Annotated in this window: 26 protein-coding genes; 1 reads left to right on the top strand and 25 read right to left on the bottom strand. The window is 51.6% G+C overall.

Annotated features, from left to right (window positions below; translation table 11 throughout):
• Positions 1–44: 44 nt before the first annotated feature.
• The 3 genes from GJV52_RS11405 to terL are packed head-to-tail and all read right to left on the bottom strand — an operon-like array spanning position 45 to position 4,514.
• Positions 45–1,334, bottom strand: coding sequence for a phage minor head protein (locus GJV52_RS11405; protein WP_097784605.1), 1,290 nt, complete (start codon positions 1,332–1,334; stop codon positions 45–47).
• Positions 1,321–2,880: a DUF935 domain-containing protein gene (locus tag GJV52_RS11400; RefSeq protein ID WP_100563300.1), complete on the bottom strand. Its 1,560-nt coding sequence runs from the start codon at positions 2,878–2,880 to the stop codon at positions 1,321–1,323. Before GJV52_RS11400 ends, GJV52_RS11405 begins: the two co-directional genes overlap by 14 nt.
• Positions 2,880–4,514 (bottom strand): phage terminase large subunit, encoded by a 1,635-nt coding sequence (terL, locus tag GJV52_RS11395; protein WP_097784607.1) that lies wholly within the window; start codon positions 4,512–4,514, stop codon positions 2,880–2,882. Before terL ends, GJV52_RS11400 begins: the two co-directional genes overlap by 1 nt.
• A 162-nt stretch (positions 4,515–4,676) precedes the next feature.
• On the opposite strand from terL, the gene GJV52_RS11390 reads away from it, so the two are divergent.
• Positions 4,677–5,039 carry a hypothetical protein gene (locus GJV52_RS11390; RefSeq protein WP_229439423.1) on the top strand — a complete coding sequence of 121 codons (363 nt, stop codon included), beginning with the start codon at positions 4,677–4,679 and terminating at the stop codon, positions 5,037–5,039.
• Here GJV52_RS11390 and GJV52_RS11385 read toward each other — a convergent pair.
• The 22 genes from GJV52_RS11385 to GJV52_RS11290 form a co-directional block, all read right to left on the bottom strand.
• Positions 5,036–5,542: a DUF1804 family protein gene (locus GJV52_RS11385; protein ID WP_097784608.1), complete on the bottom strand. Its 507-nt coding sequence runs from the start codon at positions 5,540–5,542 to the stop codon at positions 5,036–5,038. The two genes, GJV52_RS11390 and GJV52_RS11385, sit on opposite strands and share 4 nt — an antisense overlap.
• Positions 5,543–5,544: 2 nt before the next feature.
• Positions 5,545–5,754: a hypothetical protein gene (locus GJV52_RS11380; RefSeq protein ID WP_095503829.1), complete on the bottom strand. Its 210-nt coding sequence runs from the start codon at positions 5,752–5,754 to the stop codon at positions 5,545–5,547.
• Complete coding sequence (locus tag GJV52_RS11375; RefSeq protein ID WP_095503830.1) at positions 5,751–6,005, bottom strand: hypothetical protein; 255 nt, start codon at positions 6,003–6,005, stop codon at positions 5,751–5,753. Before GJV52_RS11375 ends, GJV52_RS11380 begins: the two co-directional genes overlap by 4 nt.
• Positions 6,005–6,346: a hypothetical protein gene (locus GJV52_RS11370; protein WP_095503828.1), complete on the bottom strand. Its 342-nt coding sequence runs from the start codon at positions 6,344–6,346 to the stop codon at positions 6,005–6,007. Before GJV52_RS11370 ends, GJV52_RS11375 begins: the two co-directional genes overlap by 1 nt.
• Entirely contained in the window at positions 6,343–6,537 is a 195-nt protein-coding gene (locus GJV52_RS13340; RefSeq protein WP_229439421.1) for a hypothetical protein, read from the bottom strand. Before GJV52_RS13340 ends, GJV52_RS11370 begins: the two co-directional genes overlap by 4 nt.
• A gap of 19 nt (positions 6,538–6,556) precedes the next feature.
• The gene (locus GJV52_RS11360; RefSeq protein ID WP_097784610.1) at positions 6,557–6,964 is read right to left on the bottom strand and encodes a hypothetical protein; all 408 of its coding nucleotides are present in this window, start codon (positions 6,962–6,964) and stop codon (positions 6,557–6,559) included.
• Positions 6,942–7,172, bottom strand: a complete 231-nt coding sequence (locus GJV52_RS11355) for a hypothetical protein (RefSeq protein ID WP_097784611.1) — start codon at positions 7,170–7,172, stop codon at positions 6,942–6,944. Before GJV52_RS11355 ends, GJV52_RS11360 begins: the two co-directional genes overlap by 23 nt.
• 2 nt (positions 7,173–7,174) lie before the next feature.
• Positions 7,175–7,384, bottom strand: a complete 210-nt coding sequence (locus GJV52_RS11350; protein ID WP_097784612.1) for a hypothetical protein — start codon at positions 7,382–7,384, stop codon at positions 7,175–7,177.
• A complete protein-coding gene (locus GJV52_RS11345) occupies positions 7,384–7,917 on the bottom strand; it encodes an N-acetylmuramoyl-L-alanine amidase (protein WP_097784613.1) in 534 nt (177 codons plus the stop codon). The genes GJV52_RS11350 and GJV52_RS11345 overlap by 1 nt, the downstream gene beginning before the upstream one ends.
• Positions 7,918–8,071: 154 nt before the next feature.
• On the bottom strand, positions 8,072–8,506 hold the full coding sequence (locus GJV52_RS11340; protein WP_097784614.1) for a Mor transcription activator family protein: 435 nt from the start codon (positions 8,504–8,506) through the stop codon (positions 8,072–8,074).
• Positions 8,507–8,516: 10 nt separating this feature from the next.
• Complete coding sequence (locus GJV52_RS11335) at positions 8,517–8,915, bottom strand: gp16 family protein (RefSeq protein ID WP_097784615.1); 399 nt, start codon at positions 8,913–8,915, stop codon at positions 8,517–8,519.
• Positions 8,916–9,125: 210 nt separating this feature from the next.
• Positions 9,126–9,656: a DUF4760 domain-containing protein gene (locus GJV52_RS11330; RefSeq protein WP_095503820.1), complete on the bottom strand. Its 531-nt coding sequence runs from the start codon at positions 9,654–9,656 to the stop codon at positions 9,126–9,128.
• A gap of 258 nt (positions 9,657–9,914) precedes the next feature.
• Positions 9,915–10,109, bottom strand: a complete 195-nt coding sequence (locus GJV52_RS11325) for a hypothetical protein (protein WP_154212904.1) — start codon at positions 10,107–10,109, stop codon at positions 9,915–9,917.
• A 12-nt stretch (positions 10,110–10,121) separates the two neighbouring features.
• On the bottom strand, positions 10,122–10,712 hold the full coding sequence (locus GJV52_RS11320; RefSeq protein WP_095501884.1) for a BRO family protein: 591 nt from the start codon (positions 10,710–10,712) through the stop codon (positions 10,122–10,124).
• A 157-nt stretch (positions 10,713–10,869) separates the two neighbouring features.
• Positions 10,870–11,040 carry a hypothetical protein gene (locus GJV52_RS13120; protein WP_195690042.1) on the bottom strand — a complete coding sequence of 57 codons (171 nt, stop codon included), beginning with the start codon at positions 11,038–11,040 and terminating at the stop codon, positions 10,870–10,872.
• Between the two features lie 348 nt (positions 11,041–11,388).
• Positions 11,389–12,270, bottom strand: a complete 882-nt coding sequence (locus GJV52_RS11315) for a recombination-associated protein RdgC (protein WP_100563304.1) — start codon at positions 12,268–12,270, stop codon at positions 11,389–11,391.
• Positions 12,271–12,300: 30 nt separating this feature from the next.
• Entirely contained in the window at positions 12,301–12,825 is a 525-nt protein-coding gene (locus tag GJV52_RS11310; RefSeq protein ID WP_097784623.1) for a host-nuclease inhibitor Gam family protein, read from the bottom strand.
• Entirely contained in the window at positions 12,818–13,228 is a 411-nt protein-coding gene (locus GJV52_RS11305; protein ID WP_229436959.1) for a hypothetical protein, read from the bottom strand. The genes GJV52_RS11310 and GJV52_RS11305 overlap by 8 nt, the downstream gene beginning before the upstream one ends.
• Positions 13,225–13,710 (bottom strand): hypothetical protein, encoded by a 486-nt coding sequence (locus GJV52_RS11300; RefSeq protein WP_097784622.1) that lies wholly within the window; start codon positions 13,708–13,710, stop codon positions 13,225–13,227. Before GJV52_RS11300 ends, GJV52_RS11305 begins: the two co-directional genes overlap by 4 nt.
• Positions 13,707–14,030, bottom strand: a complete 324-nt coding sequence (locus tag GJV52_RS11295) for a hypothetical protein (RefSeq protein WP_097784621.1) — start codon at positions 14,028–14,030, stop codon at positions 13,707–13,709. The genes GJV52_RS11300 and GJV52_RS11295 overlap by 4 nt, the downstream gene beginning before the upstream one ends.
• Positions 14,030–14,194, bottom strand: a complete 165-nt coding sequence (locus GJV52_RS13115) for a hypothetical protein (protein WP_195690041.1) — start codon at positions 14,192–14,194, stop codon at positions 14,030–14,032. The genes GJV52_RS11295 and GJV52_RS13115 overlap by 1 nt, the downstream gene beginning before the upstream one ends.
• Entirely contained in the window at positions 14,191–14,877 is a 687-nt protein-coding gene (locus GJV52_RS11290; RefSeq protein WP_095503824.1) for a DUF2786 domain-containing protein, read from the bottom strand. The genes GJV52_RS13115 and GJV52_RS11290 overlap by 4 nt, the downstream gene beginning before the upstream one ends.
• Positions 14,878–15,054 lie beyond the last annotated feature (177 nt).

Below are 15,054 nucleotides of genomic sequence, written 5' to 3'. Positions count from 1 at the left end.
TGACCGAGAGCGTGTGCAAGTGATTTCGAGCCTTGCCCGATGTCTTACTTCAACACTTCTTTCTTTTCCATTAGTTTTCTGATTTCTTTCTCATTACTGATTCGGTACGACTGCAAATATACTTCTTCCACGTCGTCGATATACTTCAAAACCGCCCATAAATATTCCTGATTGCGTTGAGTTGTAAAAATCAACTCTCTGCCATCTCTGATAATATGGTCTGGATTAGCCAAAAATTCAGGCAGAAAAGCGTAATAATCCTCCGCAAAACCTTGCCCCTCTCGGCTATCCACCTGCTTAATCAGTGTATCGTCCGATAACCAAACAGTCGCCCGCTTCAACCCCGTACGTTGTTGCACTTCTTTACTCAACACGCCTGCCGCAAATTTCACTTGCCGAGACAACTTGTTGCGGATGTCGATTTTTTCGGCATTATCAGGCTTGCCGTCAATTTTCAGACGGCCTTTCACTGCGTAAAACTCTTCCGAAAGCTGTTTAAACACCGCCTTAAATTCCGCACCGCCCATTTCCGCCTTTGCAAACTCATGCGCCAAAGCGCGGTCGTATTGGTCTAAATTCGGCCGGTAATTCATGCGGCCGGCATTGTAGCCAAAACCACGGTCGGTGGTGTACAGGCTGCCGTCGGGTGCTTTATAGGCAATCGTCGGGTAGCTGTCGCCTTTTTTGTTGTAGACCTTATGGGTCTCCACCAAATTATGTTCGCCCGACTGGCTCAACACTTTGCCTTCACGCTGCATATCGCGCTCACTCAGCGCAATCACCGAGCAGCGGCAGCGGTAGCCGTTGGGCGGATAAAACGTTGCCCAAAACGGGTCATCATAGCGATAAACCAAGCCATCCATCGCCGCGTGTGCCGGTCGTGTGCGGTGGTCGCCCACTGCGTCATACATCCAATACGGGCGGCTGTCGATGTTGGCCATATAGCCTTGATATTGGCCGGCATTGTAAGCCGTCTGCATATTGGTGCGGTAGATATTTTCCAACCGGCGCGGCGCACCAAATACTTCGCCGCTGGTCGGGTCAATAATAACTTTGCCATCGTGGCCGTTAGGGTGCAGCCAGCCTTTGTTTTGCAGATGCTGCAAAATGCCTTTGTTCCAATCGGCAAATGATTGGCCGTCTGAAGCTGCCTTAACCATGCTCTGCTTGATGTCGTTGAGCATATCCAAGTCGGTCATACGCGCAATGGTGTATACCTTGGCAATTTCCGAATCGGTCAGATTGCGGTAATTTTCCGCCGTGACCTGCTTGGTTTTCAGCCATTCAATGGCTTTTTCAGGGGCTGAACCGAGAGCGAAGTTAATTTTTGGCATCGGCCTGTCCCAGTAAATCGCTCAAAAACAGCGCATTGCGCATATAGGTTTCCAGCTCGCGGTTGTCGAGATTCGGATACAGCGCAGTCAGCGCGGCATCGGCTTCTTCATAGCTTTCGCACGCCGCCAAAACCGCTACCGCTTGGCGCACAATCGGATTGAGTTGGGCATTAAAATCAGGCTGTGCAAACGCTTCATCGGCCGCAGCATCCAAGACTGCCTGCTCATGCGATACCGCCGCTTGTTGCGGCATGCGCGCCGACAAAGCCGCCAACGCCGCACGATTAACCGGATTATCTGCCACCGCACGCGCCAATACCTTTTCGCCTTCCGCCGCTTCCGGGATCACCAGCTTATCGCGCACCCAGCCTTCAGGGATTTGTACTCCCACATCCACCAATTTCGGCAATGCCTCGGCAAACACCGCAATATCCGCCGCTTCGCGCGTATCAAACTCAAAACGAGGCGGGCGGCCGATGTCGCCGAAATTAACCTGTAAAAACGGCAGGATAATTTGCTGTGTAATGGTTTGGGCGATTTGTTTCGCGTCCGACACCAGCAAATCACGGCGCACCTCATTGTGGATCATACCCAGCGCATGGGTGCTGGATTTGCCGTCCGCGCCACTGGTCAAGGTCTGACCTAAAATCAAACGTGCAGCCGATTTTTCGCACCAGTCGGCCATTTGTAAAAACGGATTACTGGTGGCTGTCGTGCCATTGGCCGCAGTGTGCAGCTCGATTTCCATGCCTTCCGGCATAATACCGGCAGCGTTGTGGCCGATTTCCGCCACTGCCCGTAACAGCGTGCGTTTCTCTTCTTTGGTTGCCCCAGCGCCGTATTTACCAATGCGAATTGGCATGCCATACAACTCTAAAAACTCGGCAAAGTCATGCACCGCATAATGTTTAAACATATACAGCCATGCCAGCGTGCGGAATAAACCATTACGCGCCTGTTGCACACTGCGTGATTTATGGCTGTGTACCACCCAGCCCAGCGGCCACAATGCCACGCCCATCGGGTTGTCGGGTGTTTTCAACAGCAGCGCATCGTTTTTATCCCATTTAAACCAGCCTTGCGGACGATGGGTAAAACGATGGGGCAAATACAGGCCGTCTGAAAGCCGCCACTCGATTTCGAGCGCAGCAAAGCCGTGCCCGACGGCATCCATCAGGTCAATCAGCAAATCATCAAAACCGCCCAAGCCGTCCATCATCTCAAAAGCGGCTTCGGCCAGCTTTTCTTCCTGCGGCGTGGCATTGCGCGGCGGCGATACACGCCAATCCAAGGTCAGCAACGCACGTTTGCGTGTGCCCATGTTTGCCCCGATGTCGCTGTCGCGCTCCTCAATATCTGCAAACAGTTCATGCTGGGCAGTAATGTCGCCGCTCTCCGCGTCTTCAAACAGCGCGCGCATTTTGGCGGGCGTGATAAAGTTGGACGGATGATCCGCAATCACGCGGCCGGTGGCGGTAATCTGCGCCACATCGGTTTGCAAAGCCACTTCGGGCTTTATCTTTCTGTTTTTGTCTTGTTTAGCCATTATCTCGCCCACTTACTTTTAATATCGTCGTAATCCACATCGTCATCAGCCAAGCTCTCCCACTCAATCGGGGCGGAATTGGCCGTTGCACCTGCCCACAACATCTGCACCGCATCTGGGCCGTCGTCGTGGTCGGCCATCGGAAAATGACGGAATTGCTGTTCCAAAGCCGAGTGGCTTGAATGCAGTAAAATCAGGCCATTGGCCATATGCGGCTGCAAAGTCTCAATACGCAACAGCTTGTCGGTAATCGGCTTCACCGCACGCGCCGGTACCGGTACACCACGCGCCGCGCTGCGCTTGACCAGCTCGTCTTTCAAAAATTCCTGAAACTGCACCGTCTCCACAAACCACAGCTTGCAGCGGTACTGTTTATGCAGGCGGATAACGTCTTCAATAATTAAATCAGGCAGACGTTTTTTAATCTGCGCCTCCACGATATACAGCTTGCCGGTGGCGCGATGATAGCCGCCCACAATAATGGCACTCGGGTCGCGGCTCGCACCGGCTTTACCCAGCGATGGGTCAAGCGCACCAAAGTAAATCAGGTCGTGCGGCAAATCCGTCCAGTATTGCAAGGCAGACGCAAACGGCGCAGCTTCGCCGCTCACCGGGTCATTTTGATACTCGCTGTCAAAGGTCGCATGGCCGTCGCGGGCGCGGATGTTCATCAAGGCCAGCACACCGCGCGCCGCCCATGACGTTTGCGCGCCTGCGTCCATTTCCGCCTGATTCGCCTGATAAAACGCATCGGCCATCGCTTCACCGGCTTTACCGTTATTCCGCAGAATAGCTTCCCATTCGTCCCACAACGCCATATTGTGCGGCCATTGCAGCATGGCTTTGAATTTGACACTATGCCAAAACGGATTATTCAGCGTGCGATTGAGTACGCTGTCGTAATGAAGGATGGTGCCGATATACACCACATCGTATTTCTGACCGACACCGCCGAGCGGCAACACGGTTTTCTTCAACCACGCGTCGAGTTTGTCGCGCTGGTCGGGATTGCGGACTTGCTCATCGTTTTCAATATCGTCCAACACAGTCAGATCGGGGCGGTATGGGCCGTGGCGCAAACCACGCAGCTTTTTGCCGCTACCGGCTACTTGCACCTTAATGTCGTTGGCCGTCACAATCGTACCGGCCTGCCACACACGGCCTTGACCGCAGGCTTCGGCAAAGTCGGTTTTTAAACGCGGGTTAAATTCGAGTTCGGCCTTAATCGCTTCGAGCATCGGATAGGCTTGGTCGATGCTGTCCATCACAATCACGCAGTAATGCTTTTGCGCGGTAATAATGCAATACAGGGTAAAAAGCTGCGTCACCAGCGTGGATTTCGCTTCACCACGCGGCGCGGCAATGGCTTCATGGCGGCCTTGCGGCGATTGCAAGACTTGCGGCAGTATGTTAAACAGATATTCATGCAGCTGTGATTTGCTCGCGCTGCGTACATAGTGGGGGAAATAAGTATTCACGAAATACTCATAGCCGCCCACCGGATCAAATACCTTGGCACGCCGTTCGGCGATGGCCTTGGGCGAAGCGTCAAAGCCGTCTACTTCCGCCTCAATGACTTGGCGCAGGCTGGCCGCAAGTTCGGCAAGGGATTTGAGAAATTCTTTATTTTTCATTACGGAGTGCTCAAAATGGATTGGTTAGACAGAAACATGCAACACGAATTTTTGTCAGAGCTTTATAAGGTTTATCCCGACAGTACTACTCATGACTATTATATAAATACCGCTATCGCCCAAACTAATGGCGTTATAGAATAAGAAGATGATGTTTTGTATGTGTTGAAACAATCCGCAAATCTGCAATACTTAGCTGAGCATGGTTTGGTTGTTTGTGAAGATAAGACTTTAATAACCGCTACTGTTAAAATCACAGCCAAAGGTATAGATTTCCTTGCCGACGATGGCGGCCTATCCGCCATTCTTGGTGTTGTGACCGTCAAACTGCACAGCGACACCATTCAAGCTTTGATTGCGGCAAAAATTGACCAAGCAGAGATTCCCGATGAAGAAAAAGGCCGTCTGAAAACGGAATTGGGTAAAATCAAAGACACCGCATTAAGCACGCTTACAGAAAATGCGATTAATGCCATTCCTGCTACCCAGCTCATCGCATTTTTAAAATCAGCTATCGGCGTTTAACCAAACTTCCGTTCCACTTCCACCCCAAACGGCTCCAACACTTCCACAAAAGCAGCCAAATGTTTGGGGTGTTTTTCCTGCACAAACACCATCAGAAATTCAATCAGCTCCAACGCCGTTGCCAGCTTCGATGTTTCCGGCATCACACGCGCATTGGCCGCAACCGTTTTCGTAAACGCATCAGCCAAACTCGCCAGCATTTTGGCGCGGTCGGACGGGGTTAAATCTTCGATACTCGAATCCTGCAACATCGTCATGGTGCTGTTGTATTGCACCATAAAACCGGCCAACATCGCGCGGCTCAGGTCTTCAATGCCGCCACCGGCCAGCGTGTAGGCAGCGCGCAATTTGTCCCAATCGTTGCCTTTTTCCTTGTCGGCACGTTTCCACGAGCGAGCGGTGGCCTGTGGCACCTCGCACATAATGGCAGCCGTTTCCAGCGTTTGCGCGCCCGAAACATAGAGCTGGCGCAGACGTTCGCGTTTTTCTTGCGGGTGCGCCATGATTAAAATCCCATCTTGGCTTTAATCAGCTGCCAGCCCACCGACACAATGCCGCCGCCGACCGCACCGGATACGCCGCCGACCACCGCCGCCGTGCGTTTGGTGTCTTGGCGGATTTGGGCAATTTCGGCCTTCATCTCATTTTGGTTTTGCAGGGTTTGGTCGGTCTTGACTTCGATTCGCGCCAAGGCTTCTAAAATAGGGTCTTTCATTTGTCTGCCTTTCTTTCGGCTAACTTGTCGATTTTTTCTTCAATACGGTGCAGGCTGGCGACCATCGTCTTGCGGTCGGCGACTGCATCGGCCTTGGTCTGATAGCCGATTTTCACGTCATGCAGTTTTTCGGTTAAATCGTCCATCCGTTTGTCGGTCTCTTTCAGACGGCCTGACAAGTTGTTGACCCAAAACCAAAAAGCAGCAACTGCAATAGGCCACAGGGTTTTAAAACCAAATTCAAAATCCATCATTGCGGCACATCTCCAAAAACAATACGGCAGCCGTACCCGTCGGGTCGCACGCTGTCCACTTCGATCACGTCGCCGTAACGATGCACGGGGTAGGTTGCTGCCACTGTCTGCCACAGCGCGCGGATTTGCGTTTCAAAATCGCCGCCGTCCCACTCGACCGCAAACGTCACGTTAAACGCCGAGTCCATGCGCACGCGGTATGTCCAGCCGCCTTTATCTAGCAGCCGCGACACATTCAGGATAAATCCCTCCTGCTCACGCGCGCGACCCAAGCCCAATTCGGTATCCGCATGGCGGCAGGCCAACACGCGCTGCACTAACTCTCGGTAAGTCGTCATGGCGTAACCTCCGAGCTGTCAACTTTAAGTTGACCACTCACCCAATCCCGCCAGCTTTGATTTTGCACCTCCAGCTTTTGCACATAGTTGCCAAAGCGCACCGCATGGCGCAGCAGCTCTTGCGGCTCGCCCGATTCGGGCGGCTCAGGACGCAGCGGCATGTCCAGCAGTGCAGCAGGCACAGGCGGCATCACCGGCTTTTCCACCGTCTTAATCGGCGTAACCGAGGGCTTGGCGGTAGAGGCGCAGGCTGTCAGCACCAAGGCCGTCAACACAATGGCCACCGTTTGCGCTTTTGTCTTTTTCGATAACATGATGGATTTCTTTCTCAATGGCCGCCGCGCGGCGGTCGAGTTCGTGGTTGGCGCGTGCCAGTTTCGCGCTTTGGTCTTGGGCAAAATCCTGCCATTTTTTCTGTTCGGCAAGGGCTTTTTCGAGTTCGGCAGCATAGGCTTGTTCGGCTTTCAGACGGCCTTTGTCCGCTTCGGCTTTGATTTGCTCAATCACAACCTGCTGACGCTTAAAGGCCGTCTGAAAACCGCCATACCACACACCGCCCAGCAACACCGCAGCAGCCAAAGCCGCCAGCGCATACTTAATCATCTTGGTCTGCGGCATGTTCGACTTCCTGACGTTTGACTGACACATACGAGCGGGCAACGGCGTATCCGCCGACAATGCCCAAATAAATCGCCCAGATTTCAGACGGCGCATCCGGCGCAATGACAAATTTATAAGTCGCCGCCGCGCAGGCTACGTTTGCCCACAATTTGCTGTGCGATACCTTGCCCGTGGCAGGATTGCGGATAATGTCCAAAACAGCCATGCCTAAGCCTTTCTGCGTGCCTTACGCGCCGCACGCTTGGCCGCTGCCACACCCGAAAAGCGGTGCGGCTGCTTATTGCGGCCTTTGCCGGTGTGGCGCAGAAAACGCGGCGTATCCAATACCGGCAAGGCTTTTACATCGGTTTCAGACGGCTTGTTGCCCAATGCCCATGCCAACGCCGCCAGCGCATATTTTTTAATCTTGCCAAACATCAGCCCAGCTCCTTCGCAATCGCATTGGCAATCGCACGGCAAATCGGCCATTTACGCTGCTTAAACAAGGCCAAATCCGCGTCATTGCTGATAAAGAAAGGCTCAAACACAATGCCGCCATGTTGCGCGTAGGCCAAGCGGCTGTGCTGGCCGGCGTTATCCGGCTTATAGCCCTTGTCCCCACGCAATTTCCAGCCGGTCGCCTCAGCCACTGCTTGGCTCAATACCTGACACCAGCGTTTGTTTTTCGCTGTGGCCAAGGCTTCAATGCCCGTGGCGGCCTTATTCGCCGCCGCATTGCAATGAAACTCAACCGCCACCGCCGAGCCGCGAATCAGCGGCAACGCTTTGGCCAAAGGCAGATTGCCTTTACCCTCGCCGTCAGTGCGCACGGTCAGGCCGTAGTCGTTGCGTAAAATCGATGCCACGATATTGCGCATATCCTGCGCCAAATCCGCCTCACGGTCGCTGCCGTTGACCGCACCGGGATCGCGCTCGCTGTGTCCTGCGGTCAAACAAATAATCTTGCTCATAAAGCCCCTTTAAAATCGGTTTAAACAATTCTTCAGAAAGCCTTATCGTAAATTTCCGCCGCAAATCCGCTAATCCTATGCTTTTCAACCCTGCCACCGTTTCACAAACGCAAAAAAGCCCCGCACAGAGCGGGGCAAAGTCCTTGGTCACACGTCAAAATAAATGCTGCTGGTCGGCAGCCTGTGTACGGCTGCCTACAATGTTATAACCCGTGCGGTCGCTGATTTGATAGCGCGGGCAAAGCGCACTCATGGCCATCAGGCGGCTCACTCCTTGCCGCTCGGTCAAATCAAAAAATTCACTGCGAAATTGCTCATTACGCAGCTCACGCAACGCTTCCTCACAACGTGGCACATACAATTCCTCACCACCGAATACGCGTAAAAGCTCATAAGTTTTTTCCTCACCAATGGCCGTAAACAGCATATTCAAACGCGGCGTATCGTTTTTGCCCTTACCAAACTTAAAGCGCGCACCGCCAATGGCCTTAACCAAATCCAATGCCGCCTTTACGCCGATGGTATCCACAATCTGCACCATCGTCTCCGGCAGCAAATGGCGCACACGGCTCAAATCAACTTCCTGCATATTGCCCCCCTTAAACAGCCTTTTTCTTGCGGTTGGCCGCAATCTGCAACGCCGCCACCAGCTTGTGCATATTGTCGTCTGAAAGCCATTCCACACGGTCAACCTTAAACATCTTCTTCGCCGTACCGTGCGCATAATTCCACGACCAGCCGTTATCCAGCAGCAACGCTTCAATCTTGCGCATCATCGGGTCGGCAGAGTCACGGCGGTTCGGACGGCGGCCTGCCGATTTGGTCGGCTTAAAACCGTGTTGGCGCAAATCTTCCACCACGCGCTCCAATTCAGGGATACTGCATTGCGTGCACGACGATTTGCCGGTCACACGCAGCAGCACCGAGCGATAAGCCGGGTCATCCAAACCCAGCTCCTTTTGCGCTATCTTGATTTTGGCAATCAAGCTGCGGCGCAGGTTTGTCACGTTACTCATCTCAAAAATCCTAAAACACAATATATTGTGTATTTTAAGATATTTTATGCATAAAATATACTATATATTGATTTAAGCGGCTGTTTTTTTGTGAAAGGTTGGAATGTAAAAAGGCCGTCTGAAACAGCTTTGATACTGTTTTCAGACGGCCTTTCCAACATTGGTACAGCAGTATACCAACGCCCAAAATGTTTACATCTTTTTCAAAGTTTTCCGTTTCCAACGTTTGGCCAATTTTTCAAAATCCTGAAAATTGGTAGCATGCCCTTTTTCGCTGTTGCGGATGGCTTCTATGGTTTGGCAGAGCATTTTCCAGTCGCGGATAATGATGTTGCAAAATGAGCGTTTATATATCTTTTCATCAATCACCCCGGTATTGATGCCGACTGCCACAAATTCCCGATAATTCAACAAGGTAAGAATAGCTTTTCGTTCTTCAGGATATTGCTTTTTGTCGAGATATTGGTGCAGACTGGGAAAATCCCCTTGAATCAGGTTATAGACGGTTTCTACTGATTTATTCAATTCTTCATTAAATCGCTGCCTTAAGATTAAATCCACAGTAGCCATGCGGCGGTTGTCGTTTTTGTTGTTACGAATAGATAAAGCGGTAAATCCCAATCCTAAGAAGAGAATTACCGCTTGTATAATCAGCAGCCAATCTGCCAGAGTTATCGAATTAGTTGTCGTCGTATCCATCAAAAAAGCCCCTTGTAAATGCATTTTTTTTCATACGTCCTCCTTCTGTTGTTTGTTAATAACAACGTTAATCACATCACAATTTTAATACAATCCGAAAAATATGGCCAATTCGGCTGGTTCGTCTAGTTTGCCAACATCTGAATAAAACACAATATTTTGTGTTTATAAATTTTTTTCAACAAAAAAATACCATATTTAGTATTGTAAAATTTGCACATTGCCAACAAAAAGACCGTCTGAAACAGCGTTAAATCTGTTTCAGACGGCCTTTAAACAATCCTATTCTGCCTTGTGTGCAAACCGCACATCATCCATAACTTCTTTCAAGCCCGAAATGGGAAACGACAGCAGCGCGGCGATATTTTCCGTATCAAAGCAGGCATTGCTGCTTTCGGTTTCATACATCAGCATATGCAGTGTATCTAAAGCGGTATAGGCGCGGCAAAGCGTTTCGTAGCCATCTTCACTCATCATATAATTCATCGCTTAGCCCTCCAAGCCTAAAGATTGTTGACCGTTTGCCGATGCCAGCGCATGGCGGTTGCGGTATTTCGGGTCGGGCCGGTAGTCGGTCAAGCCCAAATCGGCCAACTGTTTCAGGCGCAGGCGCACATTCGACGGCGCAATCCCCAGCAGTTTGGCGGCTTCCGCCTGATTCAAGCCCATATCCACATAGCGCAGCAGACGCGCCATATCGGGGCGGGTGGCCAGATAAGCCGCTTTCAGCTTTTCAAGAGTGTAGGCATCGGCAGCCGGCTCGGCCAGTTTTTCTTTTGCCCAAGCGCGGAAGGCTTTGGCGTTGGGCGTATTGGCAAAGAAGCTCAACAGGTTGCAGCCGGAATGGGAGAAAATGCGGGTTTTACGGCCTTGACCCTGAACCATCAAATTGATGGTGCAGCTATCTTTCTCTGTAAATTCATCGATATGACGGTTATAAAGATTGGTTACGCCGTCGCGGGCGCGTTTGTCGGAGAAACCCAAAGCCAAGCCGAGCTGTTCGGCGGTCAGCCATTTGCCGCCGTTGTGGTCGATAATGGCAATTTGGGAAGGGTTGAATTGTGATACAAGTGTGTTCATGGTATGATTACCTTTCTTTTAGAGTGCATTTAAAAGACAGAGAAAGAATGTTTCCGCATTGCTTTCTCATACTCCCCACCAAGTTTCCGCTTGGTGGGGATTTCATTACAGCGGTGTTTTGCTGTTGAGATAATGATATTGCGTGGACACGCAAAAGTCAAGTGTTTTTGAATTCATCTTTCAATTTTTCTTTAACCCATTGAGAAAAATCTAATTTATTTGCTGCTTCCAGCAGTTCTTTCTCGGTTTCAGTATTGAAAGACACCTTTTTGATGACACGTTTTGCTTCATATCGCTTGCGATATTCCACCCATTTTTCATCAGCCATAGGCATACTCCTTGATTTTCTGCACGGGTTATTTTAAGATTGGGACTAGGCGGCGTGCCGGCCGCCTAGCTGGTTAGCCCTAGTAAGCGTTACCGCTTACCGTTAACAGGATAACCAAGATAAGAATTTGAAGGGTGAGCTTCATTTTCTTCTCCCAGTAGAGCCCCGCTTCGGTGGGGCTTTTCCCGCATCGGCCTTACTGCACCGATGAATTGAATTATATTGCGTGGGCACGAAAAAGTCAAGTATTTCCCCAAAAAAACACGCAAAAAGGCCGTCTGAAACAGCGTTAAATCTGTTTCAGACGGCCTTTAATCCTACCTTAAACGTCCCAGCCCTCCATCATTCCTACCAGCCTCCCAGCAGCTCCATCAGCTCAGCCAGCAGCTCACTCAACGCGGCAGACATCAGCAGCTGCGTGGCATAGGCTTGGCTTTCGGCATCATCGCCGTGGTCTTCAGCTTCTTCCTGCACCACGTCCAGCCATTGGATGCGTTTCAGCGTAAGATCCCGTGTCAGGATAAACGCCACGCGTTCGTGCCACACCAAGCCCAGCTCGGTTACGGTCATGCCGTTTTTGGCGTGTTGCGCCACATCGTCGGCGGTCAGGTCTTTGCGGCTGATTTTGACTTTGGGGGCAACGTCGCCCGCGCCGACCAAGGTTACATCGCTGTCCAACTCAAAACGGCCTTGCGCTTGGCCTGCCAGCAGCCAGTCGGTCATCAGCGATGACGGCGATTGGCGGGTAACCGGCCTTTGAGCAGGCAGGCCGCCGAGGGCTTCGCGCAGTTTGGTGAGCAGGTTTTCGGCTTTTTTGGGGCTGGCCGTATCCGTCCACAGCCAGCCTTTAGCGATCAGTCCTTTGGTGCAGCTGGATTTGGTCAGGGCTTTGGGCAGCAGGTCATCGATAATCGCTTGGCGCAGTTCCTGTTTCTCTTTGCGGCCGACATTGCGGCCTTCGGCGGTTTGGATTTTGGCGATCTGCTTATCCAGATTGTTTTTAATTACCGCGCCCGGCAATACTTTTTCTTCGCGCCGCAAGCTGATAAGCATGGTTTTTTGTGCTTTAAAAACAACAGGATTGCCAAACGGCACAGGCACATAAAAACCCTCGCTAAACCATTCTGAGCCGAGTGGCGAGCTAAACCAGTTTTCGGCAATCGCTGTTTCCAAGCGTTCCACGTCGGGCAGTTCCGGCAGGCGGAATGGGGTAAGTTGTTTAAACCACATGATTTTTTTCCTTTTCAAAAATGGCAGGCATCAGCCCAACTCCTGTTCCGTCGGTTCAATCACAAAATCCTCCACGCCGCTCACAATCTTAATCCCCGGCACCTGACCATCTGAAAAACGCTCTTTCTGATTCAGGATGGCATCTTTGTCGATTTCCTTTTTGGTTCGGACAAACTCGGCAAAGGCGGATTTTTCGGAGAGCCATGCCAATACGGCGGCCACACCCGTCACCTTGACCGACGGCGGGCGGATGCGCCATTTAATCAGGCCGGTGGTGAAGTCCACAGTTTTGGTTTTGCCGTTGTCGGTCAGCTCATCTTTATGCGCCTCACAGTAAGCGGCCACACGCTCGGTCAGACTGGTGATTTCGGCGCACAACGGGGCAGCATATGCGGCGTACTCTTCTTCGATAGCGGCTTTCTTGTCACCGGCTTCGGTTTCCAGCCGTTTGACTTCGCGTTGTAAATCGCCGATTCGGCGGATAAACGCGGTAACTTCCGCTTTGTCTTGTGCCGCCTCGATGGCGGGCTGTTTGATTCGGGTGGTTTTAGCCATTTTGATTTCCTTTCGGGTTGGTTAAAGATTTGCTGTTTAAAATGCTTTTAATGCTGCTTTTAATCTGCTTTAAAGCCGCTTTGCCTTCGGCTTTCTGCGCCGCCGTGCGCTGGTAGCGGTGTTCCAGTTTCAGCGACTCCGGCGGTGGCGGCAGATTGTCCAAAAAATCTTTCGGGCTCGGCCAGCGGTTCATTTCGTTGGCCAACACCATAAAGGCCGTCTGAAACCGCTTAACATCGCGTACATCGTCCCACTCGCGGCCATGTGCCAACACACGGCTCCATGTTTGCGCCGTGGCGGCCACTGTATCGGCGGCGGGCGACCCGGCAAGGCGCAAGGTCAGCAGCATGGTCAGGCCGTCTATCATCGTGTTGTGCAGTTGGGTCGGTAACTCCTTATTCATTTTTTCAATCCTTGCAGCGACGCGGCTGCGGTTAAAGTTTGGCTCGCTTTGGCAGGCGGTGCCGCACGGTGAATGTGTTGGGCTGCTGTCGATACCGCGCCGCCTTGTCCTTGCCATCCGGCGATAATCTCGTACAAATAACCATGCGACTTCAGCGGCGTTTTCAGACGGCCTGCTTCGCGTGCGGCCAACACTTCGTGTAGGGCATAGAGCCATGCTTCCAGCGGTGCGGCGTAGGCCGTGCCGTCTCGTTCGATGGTGGCGGTTTGGATTTGCAGCAGCAGCTCCTTCATCAGTTTCTCTGTACGTCCCCAAGAGAGCTGATTTTTTGCCGGTCTGAACAGCCCGATATAGCGGATAAGTACTTGGCTGATGTCGGCATCCAGCCCTAAAAACATTTTCATGATTTCGGCGGCTGACGCGTCGTTGACCAGACTGTCCAAGCTGTTGACCGCACCGCAGTTGGGGCAGCGGCAAATCATGATTCCTTCCCTTCTTGCAACCCATCCAAGCAAGCCTTCAGCCGCGGATGGAATTCCAATGTATATGCCTCTTGGTTCACAATGCCGTTTATCGGAGAGAGCAGCGTTTCAAGTGCCGTCATCAGCCAGCCCAAGTTGCAGTTGTCGTAGGCCTCAATCACGGCATCCAGCACGGCGGCCTTGTCTTTATCTTCCAGCCACTCGTAATCGCCGTCGCCAGCCGGCTTTAACGGATTGAGTTCATAGCTCACGTTATCGATCATACGGATAAGATTCCACGCGGCCGCCAAATCTTGTTTTTCAGGTTTTGCGATGTTCATCACGCTTCCTCCCACAACATAATCGCTCTTTCCAAAGTAGCCGCTTCCGCCGTTTTCATCACGCCGCCTTGCCGCGCCACCACCACAAAATTACCGCCGTCCGACTTGCTGACGACCAACTCGCCACGGTCTTCGAGCCATTCGATAAGTTGTTTGTTGGTCATGATTTATCCTCCAGTTTTTGGTTTTCTGTGCTGTTCATCGCATGGTTGAGCGCAGCCTCTTGGCCTTTTTCCCAGCCGTTTACACGGTCGCGCAGGGATTTGCCTTTGCTCAACTTCAATTTGCTTGTTGTCAGCCCTTTGTTTTCTTTCCAGAGCTCCAGCAGCTCCGTTTCTCGTTCGCCATTGGCGAAAACATCTACCTTTTTACTTACAACGGCAATCCAGCCTAAGCAAAACTCGTCGGCACGCATGGTTTTGTTTTTGGCAAGACGAACTCGTGCAAGCTGCGTTTTGATGTAGTCGGCGCGGGCTGCTTTGAGTTGGCGCAGCAATACTTGATAAGCGTACTCCGCCAATTCGTTGCGGGGATTCATACCGTAAAATTTCAGACGGCCTTCCACTTTCATTTTTTTGGGGTTAAATGCGTAGTCAACATAACTGCACACCCCGAAACTTCTCGCTACCACACCGGCCAAATAACCCTGCCATTGCGGTAACGTCTGCGCACAAGCCAAGCCCTCTGTTTCCTGTATGGCCGACAGTTCAATATCCTGCTCGTTAATGCCGTATTGCTTCATCAACGCCTGTGCCTGCTTCAATGCTTGCGCCGCTTCATGCTCGTTGGCCGACTTACTCAAGGCCAAACACTTTTTGATTTTGTTTAAGGCTTTTTCCTTATCCATTTTTAAAATCCTTTTAAATCAACACCTTACAATTTTCACAAGGCAAAAAATATATAGCCGTATCAACAGCTTGCCGTTTTAATGGTCGTCGTAACCGTCGCCGATCATCCGCAGCACCACCAGCCGCGCCAAAAATTCCAGCAGCAAGCCTAAGCAGACCAATGCCGCCAATCCCAA

This window comes from Neisseria brasiliensis (genome assembly GCF_009671065.1).
Taxonomy (GTDB): domain Bacteria; phylum Pseudomonadota; class Gammaproteobacteria; order Burkholderiales; family Neisseriaceae; genus Neisseria; species Neisseria brasiliensis.
The sequence above is the reverse complement of the archived record's forward strand: the minus strand, read 5'-3'. Positions and strand labels throughout refer to the sequence as shown.

What these genes read in the sequence shown, in the direction of transcription:
- GJV52_RS11350 (WP_097784612.1), bottom strand. Translation starts at nt 7,384, where the DNA reads ATGTTTGGCAAGATTAAAAAATATGCGCTGGCGGCGTTGGCATGGGCA.
- GJV52_RS11360 (WP_097784610.1), bottom strand. Translation starts at nt 6,964, where the DNA reads ATGCCGCAGACCAAGATGATTAAGTATGCGCTGGCGGCTTTGGCTGCT.
- GJV52_RS11375 (WP_095503830.1), bottom strand. Translation starts at nt 6,005, where the DNA reads ATGGATTTTGAATTTGGTTTTAAAACCCTGTGGCCTATTGCAGTTGCT.
- GJV52_RS11290 (WP_095503824.1), bottom strand. Translation starts at nt 14,877, where the DNA reads ATGGATAAGGAAAAAGCCTTAAACAAAATCAAAAAGTGTTTGGCCTTG.
- GJV52_RS11355 (WP_097784611.1), bottom strand. Translation starts at nt 7,172, where the DNA reads ATGGCTGTTTTGGACATTATCCGCAATCCTGCCACGGGCAAGGTATCG.
- GJV52_RS11370 (WP_095503828.1), bottom strand. Translation starts at nt 6,346, where the DNA reads ATGACGACTTACCGAGAGTTAGTGCAGCGCGTGTTGGCCTGCCGCCAT.
- GJV52_RS11400 (WP_100563300.1), bottom strand. Translation starts at nt 2,880, where the DNA reads ATGGCTAAACAAGACAAAAACAGAAAGATAAAGCCCGAAGTGGCTTTG.
- GJV52_RS11405 (WP_097784605.1), bottom strand. Translation starts at nt 1,334, where the DNA reads ATGCCAAAAATTAACTTCGCTCTCGGTTCAGCCCCTGAAAAAGCCATT.
- GJV52_RS11385 (WP_097784608.1), bottom strand. Translation starts at nt 5,542, where the DNA reads ATGGCGCACCCGCAAGAAAAACGCGAACGTCTGCGCCAGCTCTATGTT.
- GJV52_RS11330 (WP_095503820.1), bottom strand. Translation starts at nt 9,656, where the DNA reads ATGCATTTACAAGGGGCTTTTTTGATGGATACGACGACAACTAATTCG.
- GJV52_RS11305 (WP_229436959.1), bottom strand. Translation starts at nt 13,228, where the DNA reads ATGAATAAGGAGTTACCGACCCAACTGCACAACACGATGATAGACGGC.
- GJV52_RS11310 (WP_097784623.1), bottom strand. Translation starts at nt 12,825, where the DNA reads ATGGCTAAAACCACCCGAATCAAACAGCCCGCCATCGAGGCGGCACAA.
- GJV52_RS11320 (WP_095501884.1), bottom strand. Translation starts at nt 10,712, where the DNA reads ATGAACACACTTGTATCACAATTCAACCCTTCCCAAATTGCCATTATC.
- GJV52_RS11325 (WP_154212904.1), bottom strand. Translation starts at nt 10,109, where the DNA reads ATGATGAGTGAAGATGGCTACGAAACGCTTTGCCGCGCCTATACCGCT.
- GJV52_RS11295 (WP_097784621.1), bottom strand. Translation starts at nt 14,030, where the DNA reads ATGAACATCGCAAAACCTGAAAAACAAGATTTGGCGGCCGCGTGGAAT.
- terL (WP_097784607.1), bottom strand. Translation starts at nt 4,514, where the DNA reads ATGAAAAATAAAGAATTTCTCAAATCCCTTGCCGAACTTGCGGCCAGC.
- GJV52_RS11345 (WP_097784613.1), bottom strand. Translation starts at nt 7,917, where the DNA reads ATGAGCAAGATTATTTGTTTGACCGCAGGACACAGCGAGCGCGATCCC.
- GJV52_RS11315 (WP_100563304.1), bottom strand. Translation starts at nt 12,270, where the DNA reads ATGTGGTTTAAACAACTTACCCCATTCCGCCTGCCGGAACTGCCCGAC.
- GJV52_RS11380 (WP_095503829.1), bottom strand. Translation starts at nt 5,754, where the DNA reads ATGAAAGACCCTATTTTAGAAGCCTTGGCGCGAATCGAAGTCAAGACC.
- GJV52_RS13115 (WP_195690041.1), bottom strand. Translation starts at nt 14,194, where the DNA reads ATGACCAACAAACAACTTATCGAATGGCTCGAAGACCGTGGCGAGTTG.
- GJV52_RS13340 (WP_229439421.1), bottom strand. Translation starts at nt 6,537, where the DNA reads ATGCCGCCTGTGCCTGCTGCACTGCTGGACATGCCGCTGCGTCCTGAG.
- GJV52_RS13120 (WP_195690042.1), bottom strand. Translation starts at nt 11,040, where the DNA reads ATGGCTGATGAAAAATGGGTGGAATATCGCAAGCGATATGAAGCAAAA.
- GJV52_RS11300 (WP_097784622.1), bottom strand. Translation starts at nt 13,710, where the DNA reads ATGATTTGCCGCTGCCCCAACTGCGGTGCGGTCAACAGCTTGGACAGT.
- GJV52_RS11340 (WP_097784614.1), bottom strand. Translation starts at nt 8,506, where the DNA reads ATGCAGGAAGTTGATTTGAGCCGTGTGCGCCATTTGCTGCCGGAGACG.